The sequence below is a fragment of the Streptomyces virginiae genome, from assembly GCF_000720455.1.
Classification (GTDB): domain Bacteria; phylum Actinomycetota; class Actinomycetes; order Streptomycetales; family Streptomycetaceae; genus Streptomyces; species Streptomyces virginiae.
The window spans coordinates 49,200-65,399 of the sequence record NZ_JOAK01000010.1 but is presented as its reverse complement, the minus strand read 5'-3'; the positions used below and the strand labels follow the sequence as shown (position 1 = coordinate 65,399).

The window sequence follows — 16,200 nt, the reverse complement described above, 5'->3', positions numbered from 1 at the left end:
CGCACACCGCGGGGGGCCCTCAGTCGTCAGAAGCTCAGGGCTACTGCTTCGCCAGCGCGTACGGCGCCAGGTCCGCCGCCAGTTCCTGGTGGACGCGTGCCTTGAGCAGGGTGCCCTCCGGGGTGTGCTCCTCGGAGATCACCTCGCCCTCGGCATGCGCCTTGGCGACCAGCGAGCCGCGGGTGTACGGCACCAGGGCCTCCACCTCGACCTCGGGCCGCGGCAGCTCGGAGTCGATGAGCGCGAGGAGTTCCTCGATGCCCATGCCCGTCCGCGCCGAGACGGCGATGGAGTGCCGCTCGATCCGCAGCAGCCGCTGCAGGACGAGCGGGTCCGCGGCGTCGGCCTTGTTGATCACCACGATCTCGGGCACGTTGACCGCGCCGACCTCGCGGATGACCTCGCGCACCGCCGCCAGCTGCTCCTCCGGCGCCGGGTGCGATCCGTCCACGATGTGCAGGATCAGGTCGGCGTCGCCGACCTCCTCCATCGTGGATCGGAACGCCTCGACGAGGTGGTGGGGCAGGTGCCGGACGAATCCGACCGTGTCGGCCAGGGTGTAGATCCGGCCGCTCGGCGTCTCGGCCCGGCGCACGGTCGGGTCGAGGGTGGCGAACAGCGCGTTCTCCACCAGCACGCCCGCGCCCGTGAGGCGGTTGAGCAGCGAGGACTTGCCCGCGTTGGTGTAGCCGGCGATGGCGACCGAGGGCACCTTGTTGCGGCGCCGTTCCTGCCGCTTGATGTCGCGGCCGGTCTTCATCTCCGCGATCTCCCGGCGCATCTTCGCCATCTTCTCGCGGATCCGTCGCCGGTCGGTCTCGATCTTGGTCTCACCGGGGCCTCGGGTGGCCATGCCGCCACCGCCGCCGCCACCCATCTGCCGGGAGAGCGACTGACCCCAGCCGCGCAGTCGCGGCAGCATGTACTGCATCTGCGCGAGTGCGACCTGTGCCTTGCCCTCTCGGGACTTGGCGTGCTGGGCGAAGATGTCCAGGATCAGGGCGGTCCGGTCGACCACCTTGACCTTGACGACGTCTTCGAGGGCGATGAGCTGGCCGGGGCTGAGCTCACCGTCGCAGACGACGGTGTCGGCGCCGCTCTCCATGACGATGTCACGCAGCTCGCGGGCCTTGCCCGAACCGATGAAGGTGGCCGGGTCCGGCTTGTCGCGGCGCTGGATCACGCCGTCCAGTACGAGAGCACCAGCCGTCTCGGCGAGGGCGGCGAGCTCCGCGAGGGAGTTGTCCGCGTCCTGCACCGTGCCGGAGGTCCAGACACCGACGAGGACGACGCGCTCCAGGCGGAGCTGTCGGTACTCGACCTCGGTGACGTCTTCGAGCTCGGTGGAGAGGCCGGCCACGCGGCGCAGGGCCGCGCGCTCGGAGCGGTCGAACTGGTCGCCGTCCCGTTCTCCGTCGATCTCGTGGCTCCAGGCGACGTCCTCTTCCATCAGGGCATCGGCCCGAAGGCTCTCGGTGAAGCTCTGCGAGTCACGCACGTCCGTTGCGTCCCGCGCGTCCTGGGAAGGGGAAGAAGAGGAGGTCATTGGATCCTTACGTCGATTCGAATAGCGGTGTCACGCCTGGCGGGGACACGGTAACTGTCACGTCCAACGTGTCACACCGCCCGGGGATTCCCCGAACGGACCCGTCGATGGTGACATGCCCGTTCCTCGGCGGTCACACCCTTTTCCCGCCGGGCAGTGCCTTGCCCGCTGCGGCCCTGCCCGGTGCCGCCCTGCCCGGTGCCGCCTTGCCCGGTGCGGCCTTGCCCGGTGCGGCCTTGCCCGCCGACTTGCCCGCCGCCTTGACCGCCGCCTTGACCGCCGACTTGCCGGCCGGGGCCGGGGCCGGGGTGCTCCACTCCGGGTGCCCCGGCATCGGCGGGGTCTTCGTCCCGTACAGCCACGGCTCCAGGAAGGCCCCGAGGTCGCGGCCCGCCTCCTGCGAGGCCAGGCGTACGAAGTCGGCCGTGCCCGCGATCCCGTCCCGGTACTGCGCGACCCAGCGCCGCTCGATCCGGTCGAAGGCCGGGGCGCCGATCTCCTGCCGCAGTGCGTACAGGATCAGCGCGGCGCCGTCGTAGACCACCGGCCGGAACAGCCCGATCTTCTCGCCGGGTGCGGCGGCCTTCGGGGCGGCCGGGGGGCCGCCCGCCGCCCGCCACTGGTCGGAGCGCTGGTACGCCTCGCGCATGCGCCGCTCCAGGGAGTACTTGCCGAGCCCGTCCGCGTACAGGGCCTCGTACCAGGTGGCGTGTCCCTCGTTGAGCCACAGGTCGGACCAGGTCCGCGGGGTGACGCTGTCGCCGAACCACTGGTGGGCGAGCTCGTGGACCATCACCGACTCGACGTACCACTCGGGGTAGCCGTCGCCGGAGAACAGGCTGCTCTCGAAGAGCGAGAGGGTCTGCGTCTCCAGCTCGAAGCCGGTCGTCGCCCGTGCGATCAGCACCCCGTAGTTCTCGAAGGGGTAGCGGCCGACCCGCTCCTCCATCCACTCGATGTGGCCGGCGGTCTTCTTCAGCCAGGGGTCGAGCCGCTGCCGGTCGGCGGCGGGCACCACGTCGCGCAGCGGCAGCCCGTGCGGTCCGGTCCCGTGCACGACGGCGGAGCGGCCCACGGAGACCTGGGCCAGCTCGGTGGCCATCGGGTGCCTGGTCCGGTACGTCCACGTCGTCGAGGGGCCGATGCGCAGGGCAGGGGCCACCTGGTACCCGTTGGCGACGGCCGTCAGCCCGGCGGGGGCGCTGATGCGGAAGGTGAAGAGGGCCTTGTCGGCGGGATGGTCGTTGCAGGGGAACACGCGGTGGGCTGCGTCCGCCTGGTTGGCCATGGCCAGACCGTCCTCGGTGGGCACCCAGCCGCCGTCCCCGCGGCCGCGCGGGTCGCTGGTGTGCCGGACCGTGATGCGCAGCGGGCCGCCGTCCGCCACGGCGCGCCGCGGGGTCAGGACGAGGTCCTCCCCCACGCTCTCGAACCGTGCGGGCTCCCCGTTGACCTCGGCCGAGGCCACCTTGCCGTGCGTGAAGTCCAGGTTGACCCGCTCCAGCGGCGCCGTCGCCCGGGCGTCGATCACGGTGACCGCGTCGAGGGGGCTCTTGTTGTCCTTGTACGTGAAGGACAGGTCGTACGAGAGGACGTCGTAGCCCGGGTTCCCGAGATCGGGGAAGAGCCGGTCGCCGATGCCCAGGGCCTTCGGCGGGGGCAGTACGGCGGCGACGAGGGTGAGGGAGGCCGCGGCGAGCAGGGCGGCGCGCAGGCGGCGGGAGGAGAGCTGCATCCACCACCGCTTACCAGCGCCCGCCGCGGGGCCGTGTACGGCGCGCGACGGGACCACCCGAACGGGACCTTCCGGCGCCGTACCGGCCTAGGAGGTGTCCTGTCGATCAGGCCGGATCGGGGAGCGGCGCACCCCGCGAGTCCGGCAGGACCGGCGAGACGCTCCCTACGCGCGGCTGACGTCGTACACGCCCGGTACGTCCCGCATGGCGCGCATCAGGGCGGGGAGCCCGGCCGCGTCGGGCAGCTGGAGGGTGTAGGTGTGCCGGACCCGTCCCTCGACCGGGGGTTCCACGGTCGCGGAGACCACCTCGACGCCCTCGTGGGCGATGGCCTCGGTCAGGTCGGCCAGCAGATGGGGGCGGCCGAACGATTCAGCGAGCAGGGTGACCCGGCAGTCGGCGGTCGCCCGCCAGTGCACGGCGACCGAGGTGCGCCCGACGGCGCGCATCTGCGCCACGGCCGCGCAGTGGATGCGGTGCACGGTGACGGCCCCGCCGCGGACCAGGAAACCGGCGACGGCGTCCGGCGGCACCGGGGTGCAGCATCCGGCCAGCCGCACGGTGGCGTCCGGCAGGTCGGCGACGGCGTTGGCCCCGCCGCCCCGGGCCCCGACCACCGACAGCGGTGCCCGCGCGGCCGTGGTGGTGGCCATGGCGCGGTCGGGGTGGGTCTCCAGCCAGCTGCTGATGGCGATGCGGGCGGCGGGGGTCCGGGCGTGGTCCAGCCATTCGGCCGCCGGTCCGGAGGAGGCGTCCTGGGCGAGCAGAAGCTGGACGGTGTCCCCGTCGGACAGCGCCGAGGACAGGGAGGTGAGGCGCCCGTTGACGCGGGCGCCGATACAGCCGTGGGCCGCCTCGCCGTGTTGCGCGTAGGCGGCGTCGATACAGCTGGCTCCGGCCGGGAGGCCCAGGGTGCCGCCGTCGGCCCGGAACACGGTGATCTCCCGGTCCTGTGCCAGCTCGGCGCGGAGCACGGTCCAGAAGGTGTCGGGGTCGGGGGCGGACTGCTGCCAGTCGAGCAGCCGGGACAGCCAGCCGGGCCGGGTGGGGTCCACCCGCTCCTCGTCCGGGTCGGCGGCGGCGTCCGGCGTCGCGGTGGCGTACGGGTTGCCGAGCGCGACCACACCGGCCTCGGCGACGCGGTGCATCTGCCGGGTGCGCACGATGACCTCGGCGACGTACCCCTCGGGGGTGGCGACGGCGGTGTGGAGGGACTGGTACAGGTTGAACTTCGGGGTGGCGATGAAGTCCTTGAACTCCGAGACGACCGGGGTGAAGCAGGTGTGCAGCTCGCCGAGCACGCCGTAGCAGTCGGCGTTCTCGCCGACGAGTACGAGGATGCGGCCGAAGTCGGAGCCGCGCAGCTCGCCGCGCGAGCGGGCGATGCGGTGCACGGAGACGAAGTGCCGCGGCCGGACCTGCACTTCGGCGCTGATGCCCGCCTCCCGCAGGACGGTTCGTACGGAGTCGGCGATGCCGGGCAGCGGGTCGCGTTCGCCGGCGTGGGCGGCGATGAGGGCGCGGGTGCTCTCGTACTCGTCGGGGTGCAGGATCGCGAAGACGAGGTCTTCCAGTTCGGTCTTGAGGGCCTGCACGCCGAGCCGCTCGGCCAGCGGGATGAGGACGTCGCGCGTGACCTTGGCGATGCGGGCCTGTTTCTCGGGGCGCATCACGCCCAGGGTGCGCATGTTGTGCAGCCGGTCGGCGAGTTTGATGGACATCACGCGGACGTCGTTGCCGGTGGCGACGAGCATCTTGCGGAAGGTCTCCGGTTCGGCGGCGGCGCCGTAGTCGATCTTCTCGACCTTGGTGACGCCGTCGACGATGAAGCAGACCTCGTCACCGAACTCCGCCCGGACCTGATCGAGGGTCACATCGGTGTCCTCGACGGTGTCGTGGAGCAGAGAGGCCGTCAAGGTGGTCGTTTCGGCGCCCAGTTCGGCGAGGATCAGGGTGACGGCGAGCGGATGTGTGATGTACGGCTCACCACTTTTTCGCATCTGGCCGCGGTGGGAGCTCTCCGCGAGGAGGTAAGCGCGCCGGAGAATGGACATATCGGCGTCCGGATGGTGGGCGCGGTGCGCCTCCGCGACGTGGCCGATCGCGTCCGGGAGGCGGTCCCGGGACGTCGGCCCGAGCAGCGCCGCGCGCCCGAGGCGGCGCAGATCGATCCTGCTCCGGCCCCGTCTGCGGAGCTCAGGGCGCGCTTCGGGGTGTGCTTCGGGGTTCGTGGCCTCTGCACTCATGGGCACCTCCGGCGGCTTCGACCGGCGGTGGCGGGCATGGGGTGCGCCCTCAGGGCCGGTGCCTGATGTTACCGACCCCACCACGTGGCGCAGTCCACCTCTCGCACAGCGTGAAACGGATCACCCATTAGAGGGAAGCTTCAGGAGAAAGCCGTTTCGGTGAGCCAGGCCGCGTCGAACTCACCGGCGGCCACGATCACGGCCGGGCCGGTCATGTCGATCCGGCCGTCGGGGTGTTCGGTGATGACGAGGGTCCCGCCGGGGAGGTCGACGGTGTACGTGGCCGGTTCGCCGGTGACGGCGGGGTCGGCGCCGTCACGGCGGATGGCGGCCACGGCGACGGCGCAGGCGCCGGTGCCGCAGGAGCGGGTCTCGCCGGAGCCGCGCTCGTGGACGCGCATGGCGACGTGCCGGGGGCCGCGGTCGACGACGAACTCGACGTTGACACCCGTCGGGTAGGCGGACGCCGGGCTGAACGGCGGGGCGGTGTACAGGTTCCCGGCGTCGTCGAGGCTTTCCACGAACGCGACGGCGTGCGGGTTCCCCATGTTCACGTTGCGGGCGGGCCAGCTGCGCGGTCCGACGCTGACGGTGACCTCGCCCTCGGGGAACGCGGCGCGGCCCATGGAGACGGTGACGTCGCCCGCCTTGTCGAGGTGCACGCGCTTGACGCCGCCGCGCGTGGCGACGGCGAGGTCGCCCGGTTCGACGTGGCCGGCGTGCTGCAGGTAGCGGGCGAAGACGCGCACGCCGTTGCCGCACATCTCGGCGACGGAGCCGTCGCTGTTGCGGTAGTCCATGAACCACTCCGCCTCGTCGGCCAGGTGCGCCGCCTCCGGGTGCGCGGCGGACCGGACGACGTGCAGCACCCCGTCGCCGCCGATGCCGGCGCGCCGGTCGCAGAGCTTCGCGACGGTGGAGGCGGGCAGCTCGATGGCGTTGTCCGGGTCCGGGACGATCACGAAGTCGTTCTCGGTGCCGTGGCCCTTGAGGAAGGAGAGGGTGGTCTGCGTCACCCGCCCATCGTACCCAGCCGCAGCTCAGAGGGGCCGGACCGTCCGAGGGGCGGTCAGCGGAGCCGGGCCACCCGGTACACGGCGAGGCCCACGACGACCAGCGCGACCACGGCGTACAGCGCGGCCATGCGCCAGTCGGGGCGGCGGCCGCTGCCCCGGGCCGGCAGCCCGGGCCAGGTGTAGCCGACCCGGCGGGCGGCCATCATCCCCCAGCCTCCGGCGCAGCAGCTGATGAGGAAGCCGAGCATGGCGACCACGGCTCCGCCGTCGCCGAACTCGAAGGCGAGGGGGAAGGCGAACATCAGCGAACCGGCGGCGGCGAGCATCACGATGGGGGCGATCTGCCACACGCGCAGGCGGCGCTGCGGTCGCAGTTCGACCTCGAACTCGGGTCCGGCGGCCGCCTCCGCCTCGGCGGTGTCCGGGGCGTCCGGGCCGTCGGGGGTCAGCCGCGCGGGGTCGGCGGGCAGCCCGAGGCCCGCGGGTCCGTCCGTTCCGCCGAGAAGCATCGGGTCCGCTTCCCGCCGGGTGTCGTCCCGCCCGGTGTCGCGAGGGCCGGCCTCCATCGCCACGCGCCCTCCCCACTCGGACTCAGTACGCCGCCATGCATCGCAGGTGATCGCACCCGCTGGAGTTTGATGATGGCACGCCCTCAGCCCCGCTACGGGCGCCCGGGGCGTCCCGATGCCATCACGTGATCAGGCTGTAACCGCTCGTTCGACCAACGACTGCGCGAGTCCGGGGAGTTCCGCCCGGTCCGCGGCGGCCCCGCTGAGCCAGTGGACCCGCGGATCGCGGCGGAACCAGGAGTCCTGGCGGCGGGCGAACCGCTTGGTCGCCCGCACGGTCTCCGCCCGGGCCTCGTCCTCGGTGCACTCGCCGGCGAGCGCGGCGAGCACCTGCTGGTAGCCCAGTGCCCGGGAGGCGGTGATCCCGTCGCGCAGCCCGCGGGCCTCCAGCGCGCGGACCTCGTCCACGAGGCCGTCCTCCCACATCCGGTCGACGCGCAGGGCGATCCGCTCGTCGAGCTCCGGCCGGGCGACGTCGACGCCGATCTGGACGGTGTCGTAGACGGACTCGTGGCCGGGCAGGTTCGCCGTGAACGGCTTGCCGGTGATCTCGATGACCTCCAGCGCGCGGACGATGCGGCGGCCGTTGCTGGGCAGGATCGCCCGGGCCGCTTCGGGGTCGGCGGCGGCGAGCCGGGCGTGCAGGGCGCCGGGGCCGCGCAGCGTGACCTCTTCCTCCAGCCGGGCGCGGACCTCGGGGTCGGTGCCGGGGAACTCCATGACGTCCAGGGCACCCCGGACGTACAGGCCGGAACCGCCGACGAGGACGGGCGTGCGGCCCTCGGCGAGCAGTTTGTCGATCTCCAGACGGGCCAGCCGCTGGTACTCGGCGACGTTGGCGGTGTCGGTGACGTCCCAGATGTCGAGGAGGTGGTGCGGGACGCCGCCGCGCTCCTCGGTCGTCAGCTTGGCGGTGCCGATGTCCATCCCCCGGTACAGCTGCATGGAGTCGGCGTTGACGACTTCGCCGTCGAACCGGCGGGCCAGGGCTACGCCCAGGTCGGACTTTCCTGCCGCGGTGGGACCGACGACGGCGATGACCCGCGGGGCGGGGGCTGCATTCCTCACCGCCCCAGTCTCGCAGCCCCCGGTCAAGACACGCTCATGTACCCGATCGAGCTACGTGACGGGGTGGGAGGGAGGTCGTTGCCCTGGCGGGGTTCCGGCCGGGCGTACGCCGTGCGTACGACCGGCGCAGACCGGTTCGGCGAACGCGGAACTTCACTCACACGCGTAACGTTACGGGAGTAGACATGGGCGTTTTTGATCGGTTTTTTCGTCGTAAGGACGAGGCCGTGACCGAGGAGGTCGCGGCCGCGGCTCCGGTGGCGGAGTCCGGTGCGGAGGGCGAGGCCGAGCCTGCTGTCGCGGAGAGCGAGCCGGCGGAAGCCGTGGAGATCCCGAAGCAGCAGTCGGCCGAGGTGGCCGCGGACAGCGAGGCCGGCGAGGGCGCCCGTACGTAGCGAACGCCAACGGAAGGTGACCCATGGGCCTGCTGGACAATCTGAAGGCCAAGCTCGCTCCGGCGAAGGACAAGGTCGGCGATCTCGCGCACCAGCACGAGGGCAGGATCAGCGAGGGTCTGGACAAGGTCGCCAAGGCCGTGGACTCCAAGACCAAGGGCAAGTACAGCGGCCAGATCACGAGCGGGACGGGCAAGGCGAAGGACGCCCTGGGAAAGATCGCGCACAAGGACGCCCCCGGCGGGCAGACGCCGCCGGCCGCCTCCTGACGCGGTACGGGAACGCCGAAGGGGCGCGGAACCAGCTGATCCTGGTTCCGCGCCCCTTCGGCGTTCACCGTCCCGGACGCTAGGACCAGACGGCGACGAAGTACCCCACGCCGTACGGGGCGTCCTCGTACAGCAGCCGGCCTGCGAGGTCAGCGCCCTCGGCGGCGCCGGCCAGCACCTGCCAGGGGGCGCGGCCGGCGGCCTGGAGTTCGGCGGCGAGCCCGGCGTCGATCGCTGCGAGCGCGGCCGCGTCGGCGGCGCCCAGGGCGCGTGCGGCGGCCGCGTCGAAGCCCGCGGCGCGCTCGTCCAGGTAACCGGGGGCCTTGAGGGTGCGGCAGGCACTGCCGTCCCCGAGGACGAGCATCGCCACGCGTTCGGCGGAACGGCCCAGGTCCGCCCCGAGGAGGCCGCAGCCGCTGGACGGGAGGTCCTCGGCGACGGCCACTCCGGCGACCGGGGCGACCGCCCAGCCGGCCCGGCCGAGCAGCCAGCCCCCGACCGCGAGGGAAGCCGGGAGGGTGGTCCCGGTGGCGTGGCCGCTCGGCGGTCCGCCCGGCTCGGGGCCGAGCGTGACGGTCAGGTCCACGCCGAATCCGGCGAAGCTGCCGGGCGTGCCCTGGTCGTACCCGCCGCCCTCCTGCGCGGCCCCGACCACGACCAGCAGGTCGGGCCGGGAGGCGGCGAGCACCGCGAGCGCGTCGGAGCAGGCGGTGCGGGCGTCGCCGAGTTCGGCGGCGGCGCCCGCGGCGACCTCCGGCACGAGCAGCGGCGGGGCGGGACAGACTGCGGCGGCTACGAGCATGATCCGCAGCCTAGCCGGAGCGCCGCGGCGGAGCCTCAGGAGGAGGCGGGCACCGAGCAGCCGGAGACGGCGGCCGGCAGGGGCGCCGGGACGCCCAGCGTCGGGATGCCGAGCATGACGCCCGCCGGCTGAGCGGGGGCCGCGTTGCGCTTCTCCCAGGCGTCGCCGGCGCGGGTACGGCGCACCGTCAGCGTCGGGCCCTCGGCCAGCAGGTGGTGCGGGGCGGCGTAGGTGATGTCCACGGTGACCACGTCACCGGGGCGGACCTCCTGCTCCGGCTTGGTGAAGTGCACCAGGCGGTTGTCGGGGGCGCGGCCCGACAGGCGGTGCGTGGCGCCGTCCTTGCGCCCCTCGCCCTCGGCGACCATGACCTCCAGCGTGCGGCCGACCTGCTTCTTGTTCTCCTCCCAGGAGATCTCCTCCTGGAGGGCGACCAGGCGCAGGTAGCGGTCCTGCACGACCTCCTTGGGGATCTGCCCGTCCATGTCGGCGGCGGGGGTGCCGGGCCGCTTGGAGTACTGGAAGGTGAAGGCGTTCGCGAAGCGGGCCTCGCGCACCGCGTGCATCGTCTGCTGGAAGTCCTCCTCCGTCTCGCCGGGGAAGCCCACGATGATGTCGGTGGAGATCGCGGCGTGCGGGATCGCGGCGCGCACCTTCTCGATGATGCCGAGGAAGCGCTCCTGCCGGTACGAGCGGCGCATCGCCTTCAGGATCGGGTCCGAGCCGGACTGCATCGGCATGTGCAGCTGCGGCATCACGTTCGGGGTCTCGGCCATCGCCGCGATCACGTCGTCGGTGAAGTCGCGCGGGTGCGGGGAGGTGAAGCGGACCCGCTCCAGGCCCTCGATCTGGCCGCAGGCGCGCAGCAGCTTGCTGAAGGCCTCGCGGTCGCCGAGGTCGGAGCCGTAGGCGTTCACATTCTGGCCGAGCAGGGTGATCTCCGAGACGCCCTCGGCGACCAGGGCCTCCACCTCGGCGAGGATGTCGCCGGGCCGGCGGTCCTCCTCCTTGCCGCGCAGCGCGGGGACGATGCAGAAGGTGCAGGTGTTGTTGCAGCCGACGGAGATCGAGACCCAGGCGGCGTACGCGGATTCGCGGCGGGTCGGGAGCGTGGAGGGGAAGGCCTCCAGCGACTCGGCGATCTCGACCTGCGCCTCCTCCTGGATGCGGGCGCGCTCCAGCAGCACGGGGAGCTTGCCGATGTTGTGCGTGCCGAAGACGACGTCGACCCAGGGGGCCTTCTTGACGATCGTGTCGCGGTCCTTCTGGGCCAGGCAGCCGCCGACGGCGATCTGCATGCCGGGGCGCTTCGTCTTCATCGGGGCGAGCCGGCCGAGGTTGCCGTAGAGCTTGTTGTCGGCGTTCTCGCGGACCGCGCAGGTGTTGAAGACCACGACGTCGGCGTCGCCGTCGGAGCCCTCGGGCGCCCGGACGTAGCCGGCGTCCTCCAGCAGACCGGAGAGCCGCTCCGAGTCGTGCACGTTCATCTGGCACCCGTAGGTGCGCACCTCGTAGCTTCGCTTCTCGTCCACTGCCTGGCTCCGGTCGCTGCTGGTCATGCAACAAGGGTAGGCGGTGGACGGGAGCCCTCCGGTCGCTGTGCGGCCGGTCCCCGGGCGGGACCCGGCCGAACCGGTGGAGCCGCAGGTCAGGGGCGCGGACGGCGGCCGGGGGCGGGGTGGGGGGACGGCCCGCGCCGTGACAGGACGGCGGCCGGGTGGCAGGATCGCGCCCATGCCTCTCGTACCGCCCCGGATCAGCAGGCGCCATGCCCTGCGGGTCCTGGTGGCCGTACTCGCCGTGCTCGGCGTCCTCACGTGGTGGCTGAAGCCCTTCGGGAAGCCGGAGCTGCAGGGCGAACTGACCTTCAGCACGGGCGCGCGCACCGGTGTCTACCACCGCTACGGGCAGCTCCTGCAGCAGGCGCTCGGGCAGGACATGCCCGGTGTGGACGTGGAGCTGGTGACCAGCGAGGGCTCGCAGGAGAACCTGAGGCGGCTGGCCACCGGCGAGGCGGACTTCACCGTGGCGACGGCGGACGCGGTCGCCAAGTACCGGCTCGACGGGAAGCCGGGCGCGGACCTGCTGCGCGGATGCGCACGGCTCTACGACGACTACGTGCAGCTGGTGGTGCCGGCCGGGTCCCCGGTGCAGTCGGCGCGGGACCTGCGGGGCAAGCGGGTGGCGATCGGCCAGCCCGGTTCCGGGGTGCGGCTGGTCACGGAGCGGCTGCTCACCGCGGCGGGCATCGACCCGGTGCTGGACCTCACGCCGGTGTCCATCGGTATCGACACCATGCCGACCGAGCTGGAGGCGGGCCGGATCGACGCGTTCTTCTGGTCGGGCGGCCTGCCGACGAACGCGGTGCGCGAGCTGTCGGAGCGCTTCGACATCCGGCTCGTCCAGCTCGGCGACCTGGTGGAGGCGCTCCAGGGCAGCGGCAGCCCGGCGCGCTACTACCGCACGGCCGTCATGCCGCAGGACGCCTACGCACGGGCCCGCAACACCAGTGCGGTGACCACTCTGGCCGTGCCGAACCTGCTGGTGACCACGGCCAAGGCCGACCCCGAGCTGACCGAGCAGCTGACCCGGACGGTGATCGCCAGCCGCGACAAGGTCGGGCGCGCGGTGCACGCCGCGCAGCTGGTGGACCTGCGCACGGCGATCTACACCGACCCGCTGGAGCTCCACGAGGGAGCCGGCCGGTACTACCGGTCCGTCAAGCCCTGACGCTCACGCCGTGGGCGCGGGGGCGGACGGTGGCAGCAGCATCGTCGCCGCCGCGGCCGCGCCGATCAGGCCCGCGTGGGTGCCCAGCGTCGCCGGCACCACCTGGAGCTCCTGGACGAAGGAGAGCGTGGCGTACTGGGCGAGGTGGGAGCGGATCGGGCCGAAGAGGGTCTCTCCGGCGGCGGCCACTCCACCCCCGATGACCGCGATGTCCGTCTCCACGAGGGTGGCACTGGCCGCGATGGCGGCTGCCAGGGCGCGGCCGGCCCGGTCGAAGGCCGCCAGGGCGATCGGATCGCCCTGCGCGGCGGCCGCGGCCACGCCCGCCGCCGAGGCGTCGTGCGCGGCGCCCCCGCCCGAGCCGTCCGACGGCTTCCAGCCCTGATCGAGGGCCCAGCGGGCGATCGCCGTGCCGGAAGCGATCGACTCGACGCAGCCGCGGCCGCCGCAGACGCACGGCTCGCCGTCGAAGGCCACGGTGATGTGACCGATGTGGCCCGCGTTGCCGGTGGGGCCGGGGTGGAGCTGGTTGTTCAGGACCAGGCCGCCGCCGACACCCGTGGAGACCACCATGCACAGGGCGTTCGCGTAGCCGCGGGCCGCGCCCAGCCAGTGCTCGGCCGCGGTCATCGCCACGCCGTCGCCGGCCAGTACGGTCGGCAGTTCGGCTCCGCGCGCCGCCAGCGCCGCCGCCACCCGCTCCTGGATCGGGAACTCCCGCCACGCCCCGATGTTGACCGGGCTGACCGTGCCCCGGGAGGTGTCCACGGGGCCGGCGCTGCCGATGCCGCAGCGGACCGCCGAGGACCACAGCGGCGACTCGGCCAGGTCGGCGACGACCTCGGCCACCGCCGCCATGACGCCTTCGGCGTCCACCCGGCGCGGGGTGGCCCGGCGGGTGGTGGCCGACATCGTGCCGTCGGGGTGCACCAGCGCCCCGGCGATCTTCGTGCCGCCGATGTCGATCGCCACCGTCGGTCCGGTGGTCGCCGCGGCGGCACGCGGGGTGGGCGACGGGGTGATGGGGGTGATCACGGTGGCGGCTCCAGGAAGGGTTCAGGAATCAGTATGCGCGGGGGCCGGCGCCGTACTCTCGCGAGGCTCCAGCCGCGGCCGCTCGCTCTCCCGCACCCCGGCCGGACCGCCGGCGAGTACGGACAGCAGTTCCTCGGCGGCCAGCCGCCCGAAGCCGGCCGTGTCGCGGACGAGGGCGGTGAGCCGGGGGTGGGTGACCCGGCACAGCGCGGAGTCGTCCCAGGCCACGATCGACAGCCGGTGCGGCACGGGGATGCCCAGCTCGGCGGCGACCGCGCTGCCGGCGACGGCCATCACGTCGTTGTCGTAGACGAGCGCGGTCGGGGGCCGCGGCTCGGCGAGGACCCGGCGGGTGGCGGCCGCGCCCTCCGCGTCGGAGTAGTCGGTGACCACCGAGCGCACGTGGTCCGGGCCGAGGCCGCGCCGCTCGGCCTCGGCACGCAGGGACTCCATCCGGCGGACGGTGTGGGCGAGGCCGGGCAGCCCGGCGATGTGGACGATCCGGCGGTGGCCCAGCCCGTGGAGGTGTTCCAGGACCTGCGCCATCGCCCCGGCGTCGTCGGCCCGGACCGAGGAGACCGGCGAGGCTCCGGCGCCGGTCGAGGGCCCTGGGACCGAGGCACCGGGGACCGCCGAGGGACCGGGGACCGCCGAGGGGCCGGCCGGCGGGCCGGGCTCGCCGATGGTGACCGCGGGCAGGCCCAGCTCCGCCAGGAGCGCCGGGCGCGGGTCCCCCGTACGCGGGTCGACGACCAGCACGCCGTCGACCCGCCGCTCCGCCCACCAGCGGCGGTAGACCGCGCATTCGGCGTCCACGTCCTCGACCACCTGGAACAGCAGCGCGGTCCGGGCGGCGGAGAGGACCTCCTGGATTCCGGAGACGAGCTGCAGGAAGAAGGACTCGACGCCGAGGGTGTGCGCGGGCCGGGCCAGCACGAGCCCGACCGCGCCGGAGCGTTCGCCGGACAGGGCGCGGGCGGCGCTGTTGGCCTGCCAGCCGAGTTCCTCCGCGACGCGGCGGATCCGGGCCCGGGTGTCCCGCGAGACTCCGGGGCGGTCGTTCAGTGCGAAGGAGACGGCGCTCTCCGACACTCCGGCCCGTCGGGCGATGTCCTTGATCGTGGGTCTGCGGGCCATGGCCTGCCTCATTCACTACGGGGTGGGGACGACTGCGTGCGGACGACCGGGTGCGGACAACGCCTGCGGACCACGGGCGCGGACAACGCCTGCGGACCACGGACGGCACCTGCCGGACCGTACGCGACCCGGACGCGGCGGACGACCCGTCAACCGCCGCTCTCCGCGAGGGCCTGACCGGAAAACCGCTGTACATTTCCGCACACTCCCCTGGACGGCGCCACCACTAAACCGCATTAGTCGATCGGGCACTTGACGACAGATCCCTTGGGACGACTGGGCTGAAGCGCATAAGTAGCCGCGCCGGAGGCCCTGTTGACTTTCCGCACCGACACCGGCATTTTGTGGCTCGTCCGGTGAATTCGTGCAAACTCCAGAACCCCAGGACGCCTCGTGCAGGACGACCCGCTCCGCTTCGGTGCCAACTACACGCCGGCCCAGGGCTGGTTCCACCACTGGCTGGACTTCGACCTCGACGAGGTCAGGGCCGACCTCGACGCGATCGCCGCGCTCGGGCTGGACCACGTGCGCGTCTTCCCGTTGTGGCCGGTCTTCCAGCCGAACCGCACGCTGATCCGGCCGCGCGCCGTCGAGCAGCTCGTCGCGCTCGCGGACGCGGCCGCCGAGCGCGGCCTCGACGTCAACGTGGACGGCCTGCAGGGGCACTTGTCGAGCTTCGACTTCCTGCCCGCGTGGACCCGGACCTGGCACCGGCGCAACATCTTCACCGACCCCGACGTCGTCGCCGGGCAGGAGGAGTACCTGCGCACGCTCGCCGCGGCCCTCGCCGACCGGCCGAACTTCCTCGGCATGACCGTCGGCAACGAGATCAACCAGTTCTCCGGCGCCCCGCACCCCGACCCCGACCGCATCACCCCCGCACAGGCCGCCCGCTGGCTGGAGCGGATGCTCGCCGCCTGCGAGCGGGGGGCGCCCGGCCGCCTCCACCTGCACGCCGAGTACGACGCCGTCTGGTACCGGGACGACCACCCCTTCACGCCCGCCCAGGCCGCCGGGCTGGGCGCGGCCACCGCCGTCCACTCCTGGGTGTTCGACGGCACCGCGCAGCGCCACGGGGCACGCGGTACGGCCACCGAGCACCACGCCGCGTACCTGATCGAGCTCTCCAAGGCCTGGGCCCTGGACCCGCACCGGCCGGTGTGGCTCCAGGAGGCCGGCGCCCCGGCGCCGCTGATCGGGCCGGCGCAGGCGGCGCGGTTCACCGAGGCCACCGTCGTGAACGCGCTGGACTGCCCGGACCTGTGGGGCGTGACCTGGTGGTGCTCGCACGACGTGTCCCGGGACCTGGCCGACTTCCCGGAGCTGGAGTACGGCCTCGGCCTGCTCACCAACGACCGCAGGACCAAGCCGGCCGGCGCCGCCATCGCCCGGATCGCCGCGCAGTGGCGCGGCCGCGCGCACCGTCCCGCTCCCCGCTCCACGGCGCTCGCCGTGGACGTGGGCGGGGCGGAGCGGGCCCCGGGCCGTTCCGTGTGCGCCCCGGGGGGCGCGTTCTTCGACGCCTGGACCGTGCTGACGGCCCAGGGGGTGCGACCCGCGGTGGTGCTGGCGGAACGCGCCGAGGACCCGGCCCATCGGGCGGCGCGCGGCATCACCGAGGTGCTGCACGTCCGCGACGTCGTGTGACCCG

Annotated in this window: 14 protein-coding genes; 4 read left to right on the top strand and 10 right to left on the bottom strand. The window is 73.3% G+C overall.

Annotated features, from left to right (window positions below):
- Window positions 1-40: 40 nt before the first annotated feature.
- From hflX to miaA, 6 genes are all read right to left on the bottom strand, one after another.
- Entirely contained in the window at window positions 41-1,546 is a 1,506-nt protein-coding gene (gene hflX, locus IG86_RS0117190; protein WP_030821245.1) for a GTPase HflX, read from the bottom strand.
- A 133-nt stretch (window positions 1,547-1,679) separates the two neighbouring features.
- Complete coding sequence (locus IG86_RS0117185; RefSeq protein WP_051785241.1) at window positions 1,680-3,281, bottom strand: M1 family metallopeptidase; 1,602 nt, start codon at window positions 3,279-3,281, stop codon at window positions 1,680-1,682.
- A gap of 165 nt (window positions 3,282-3,446) precedes the next feature.
- Window positions 3,447-5,528, bottom strand: a complete 2,082-nt coding sequence (locus tag IG86_RS0117180) for a RelA/SpoT family protein (protein WP_030821240.1) — start codon at window positions 5,526-5,528, stop codon at window positions 3,447-3,449.
- 140 nt (window positions 5,529-5,668) lie between these two features.
- Window positions 5,669-6,544 carry a diaminopimelate epimerase gene (gene dapF, locus IG86_RS0117175; protein ID WP_030897711.1) on the bottom strand — a complete coding sequence of 292 codons (876 nt, stop codon included), beginning with the start codon at window positions 6,542-6,544 and terminating at the stop codon, window positions 5,669-5,671.
- 53 nt (window positions 6,545-6,597) lie between these two features.
- Window positions 6,598-7,110, bottom strand: coding sequence for a hypothetical protein (locus IG86_RS0117170; RefSeq protein WP_030821237.1), 513 nt, complete (start codon window positions 7,108-7,110; stop codon window positions 6,598-6,600).
- Between the two features lie 132 nt (window positions 7,111-7,242).
- A complete protein-coding gene (gene miaA, locus IG86_RS0117165) occupies window positions 7,243-8,181 on the bottom strand; it encodes a tRNA (adenosine(37)-N6)-dimethylallyltransferase MiaA (RefSeq protein ID WP_030821236.1) in 939 nt (312 codons plus the stop codon).
- Window positions 8,182-8,408: 227 nt separating this feature from the next.
- Here miaA and IG86_RS0117160 point away from each other — a divergent pair, with 227 nt between their 5' ends.
- Window positions 8,409-8,576 carry a gliding motility protein gene (locus IG86_RS0117160; protein ID WP_234316294.1) on the top strand — a complete coding sequence of 56 codons (168 nt, stop codon included), beginning with the start codon at window positions 8,409-8,411 and terminating at the stop codon, window positions 8,574-8,576.
- A 23-nt stretch (window positions 8,577-8,599) separates the two neighbouring features.
- Window positions 8,600-8,845 carry an antitoxin gene (locus IG86_RS0117155; RefSeq protein ID WP_030027316.1) on the top strand — a complete coding sequence of 82 codons (246 nt, stop codon included), beginning with the start codon at window positions 8,600-8,602 and terminating at the stop codon, window positions 8,843-8,845.
- A 79-nt stretch (window positions 8,846-8,924) separates the two neighbouring features.
- Here IG86_RS0117155 and IG86_RS0117150 read toward each other — a convergent pair whose 3' ends face one another.
- Window positions 8,925-9,647, bottom strand: a complete 723-nt coding sequence (locus IG86_RS0117150) for a class III extradiol ring-cleavage dioxygenase family protein (RefSeq protein ID WP_030897708.1) — start codon at window positions 9,645-9,647, stop codon at window positions 8,925-8,927.
- Window positions 9,648-9,682: 35 nt separating this feature from the next.
- Window positions 9,683-11,206: a tRNA (N6-isopentenyl adenosine(37)-C2)-methylthiotransferase MiaB gene (gene miaB, locus IG86_RS0117145; RefSeq protein WP_037942627.1), complete on the bottom strand. Its 1,524-nt coding sequence runs from the start codon at window positions 11,204-11,206 to the stop codon at window positions 9,683-9,685.
- Between the two features lie 175 nt (window positions 11,207-11,381).
- Between miaB and IG86_RS0117140 the strand changes: the two genes are divergently transcribed.
- The gene (locus IG86_RS0117140) at window positions 11,382-12,377 is read left to right on the top strand and encodes a TAXI family TRAP transporter solute-binding subunit (protein WP_030821226.1); all 996 of its coding nucleotides are present in this window, start codon (window positions 11,382-11,384) and stop codon (window positions 12,375-12,377) included.
- Window positions 12,378-12,380: 3 nt separating this feature from the next.
- Here IG86_RS0117140 and IG86_RS0117135 read toward each other — a convergent pair whose 3' ends face one another.
- The gene (locus IG86_RS0117135; protein WP_385872701.1) at window positions 12,381-13,412 is read right to left on the bottom strand and encodes an ROK family protein; all 1,032 of its coding nucleotides are present in this window, start codon (window positions 13,410-13,412) and stop codon (window positions 12,381-12,383) included.
- 21 nt (window positions 13,413-13,433) lie between these two features.
- Window positions 13,434-14,549 carry a LacI family DNA-binding transcriptional regulator gene (locus tag IG86_RS0117130; RefSeq protein WP_107056247.1) on the bottom strand — a complete coding sequence of 372 codons (1,116 nt, stop codon included), beginning with the start codon at window positions 14,547-14,549 and terminating at the stop codon, window positions 13,434-13,436.
- Window positions 14,550-14,942: 393 nt separating this feature from the next.
- Here IG86_RS0117130 and IG86_RS0117125 point away from each other — a divergent pair, with 393 nt between their 5' ends.
- Entirely contained in the window at window positions 14,943-16,196 is a 1,254-nt protein-coding gene (locus tag IG86_RS0117125) for a glycoside hydrolase 5 family protein (protein ID WP_030821219.1), read from the top strand.
- Window positions 16,197-16,200 lie beyond the last annotated feature (4 nt).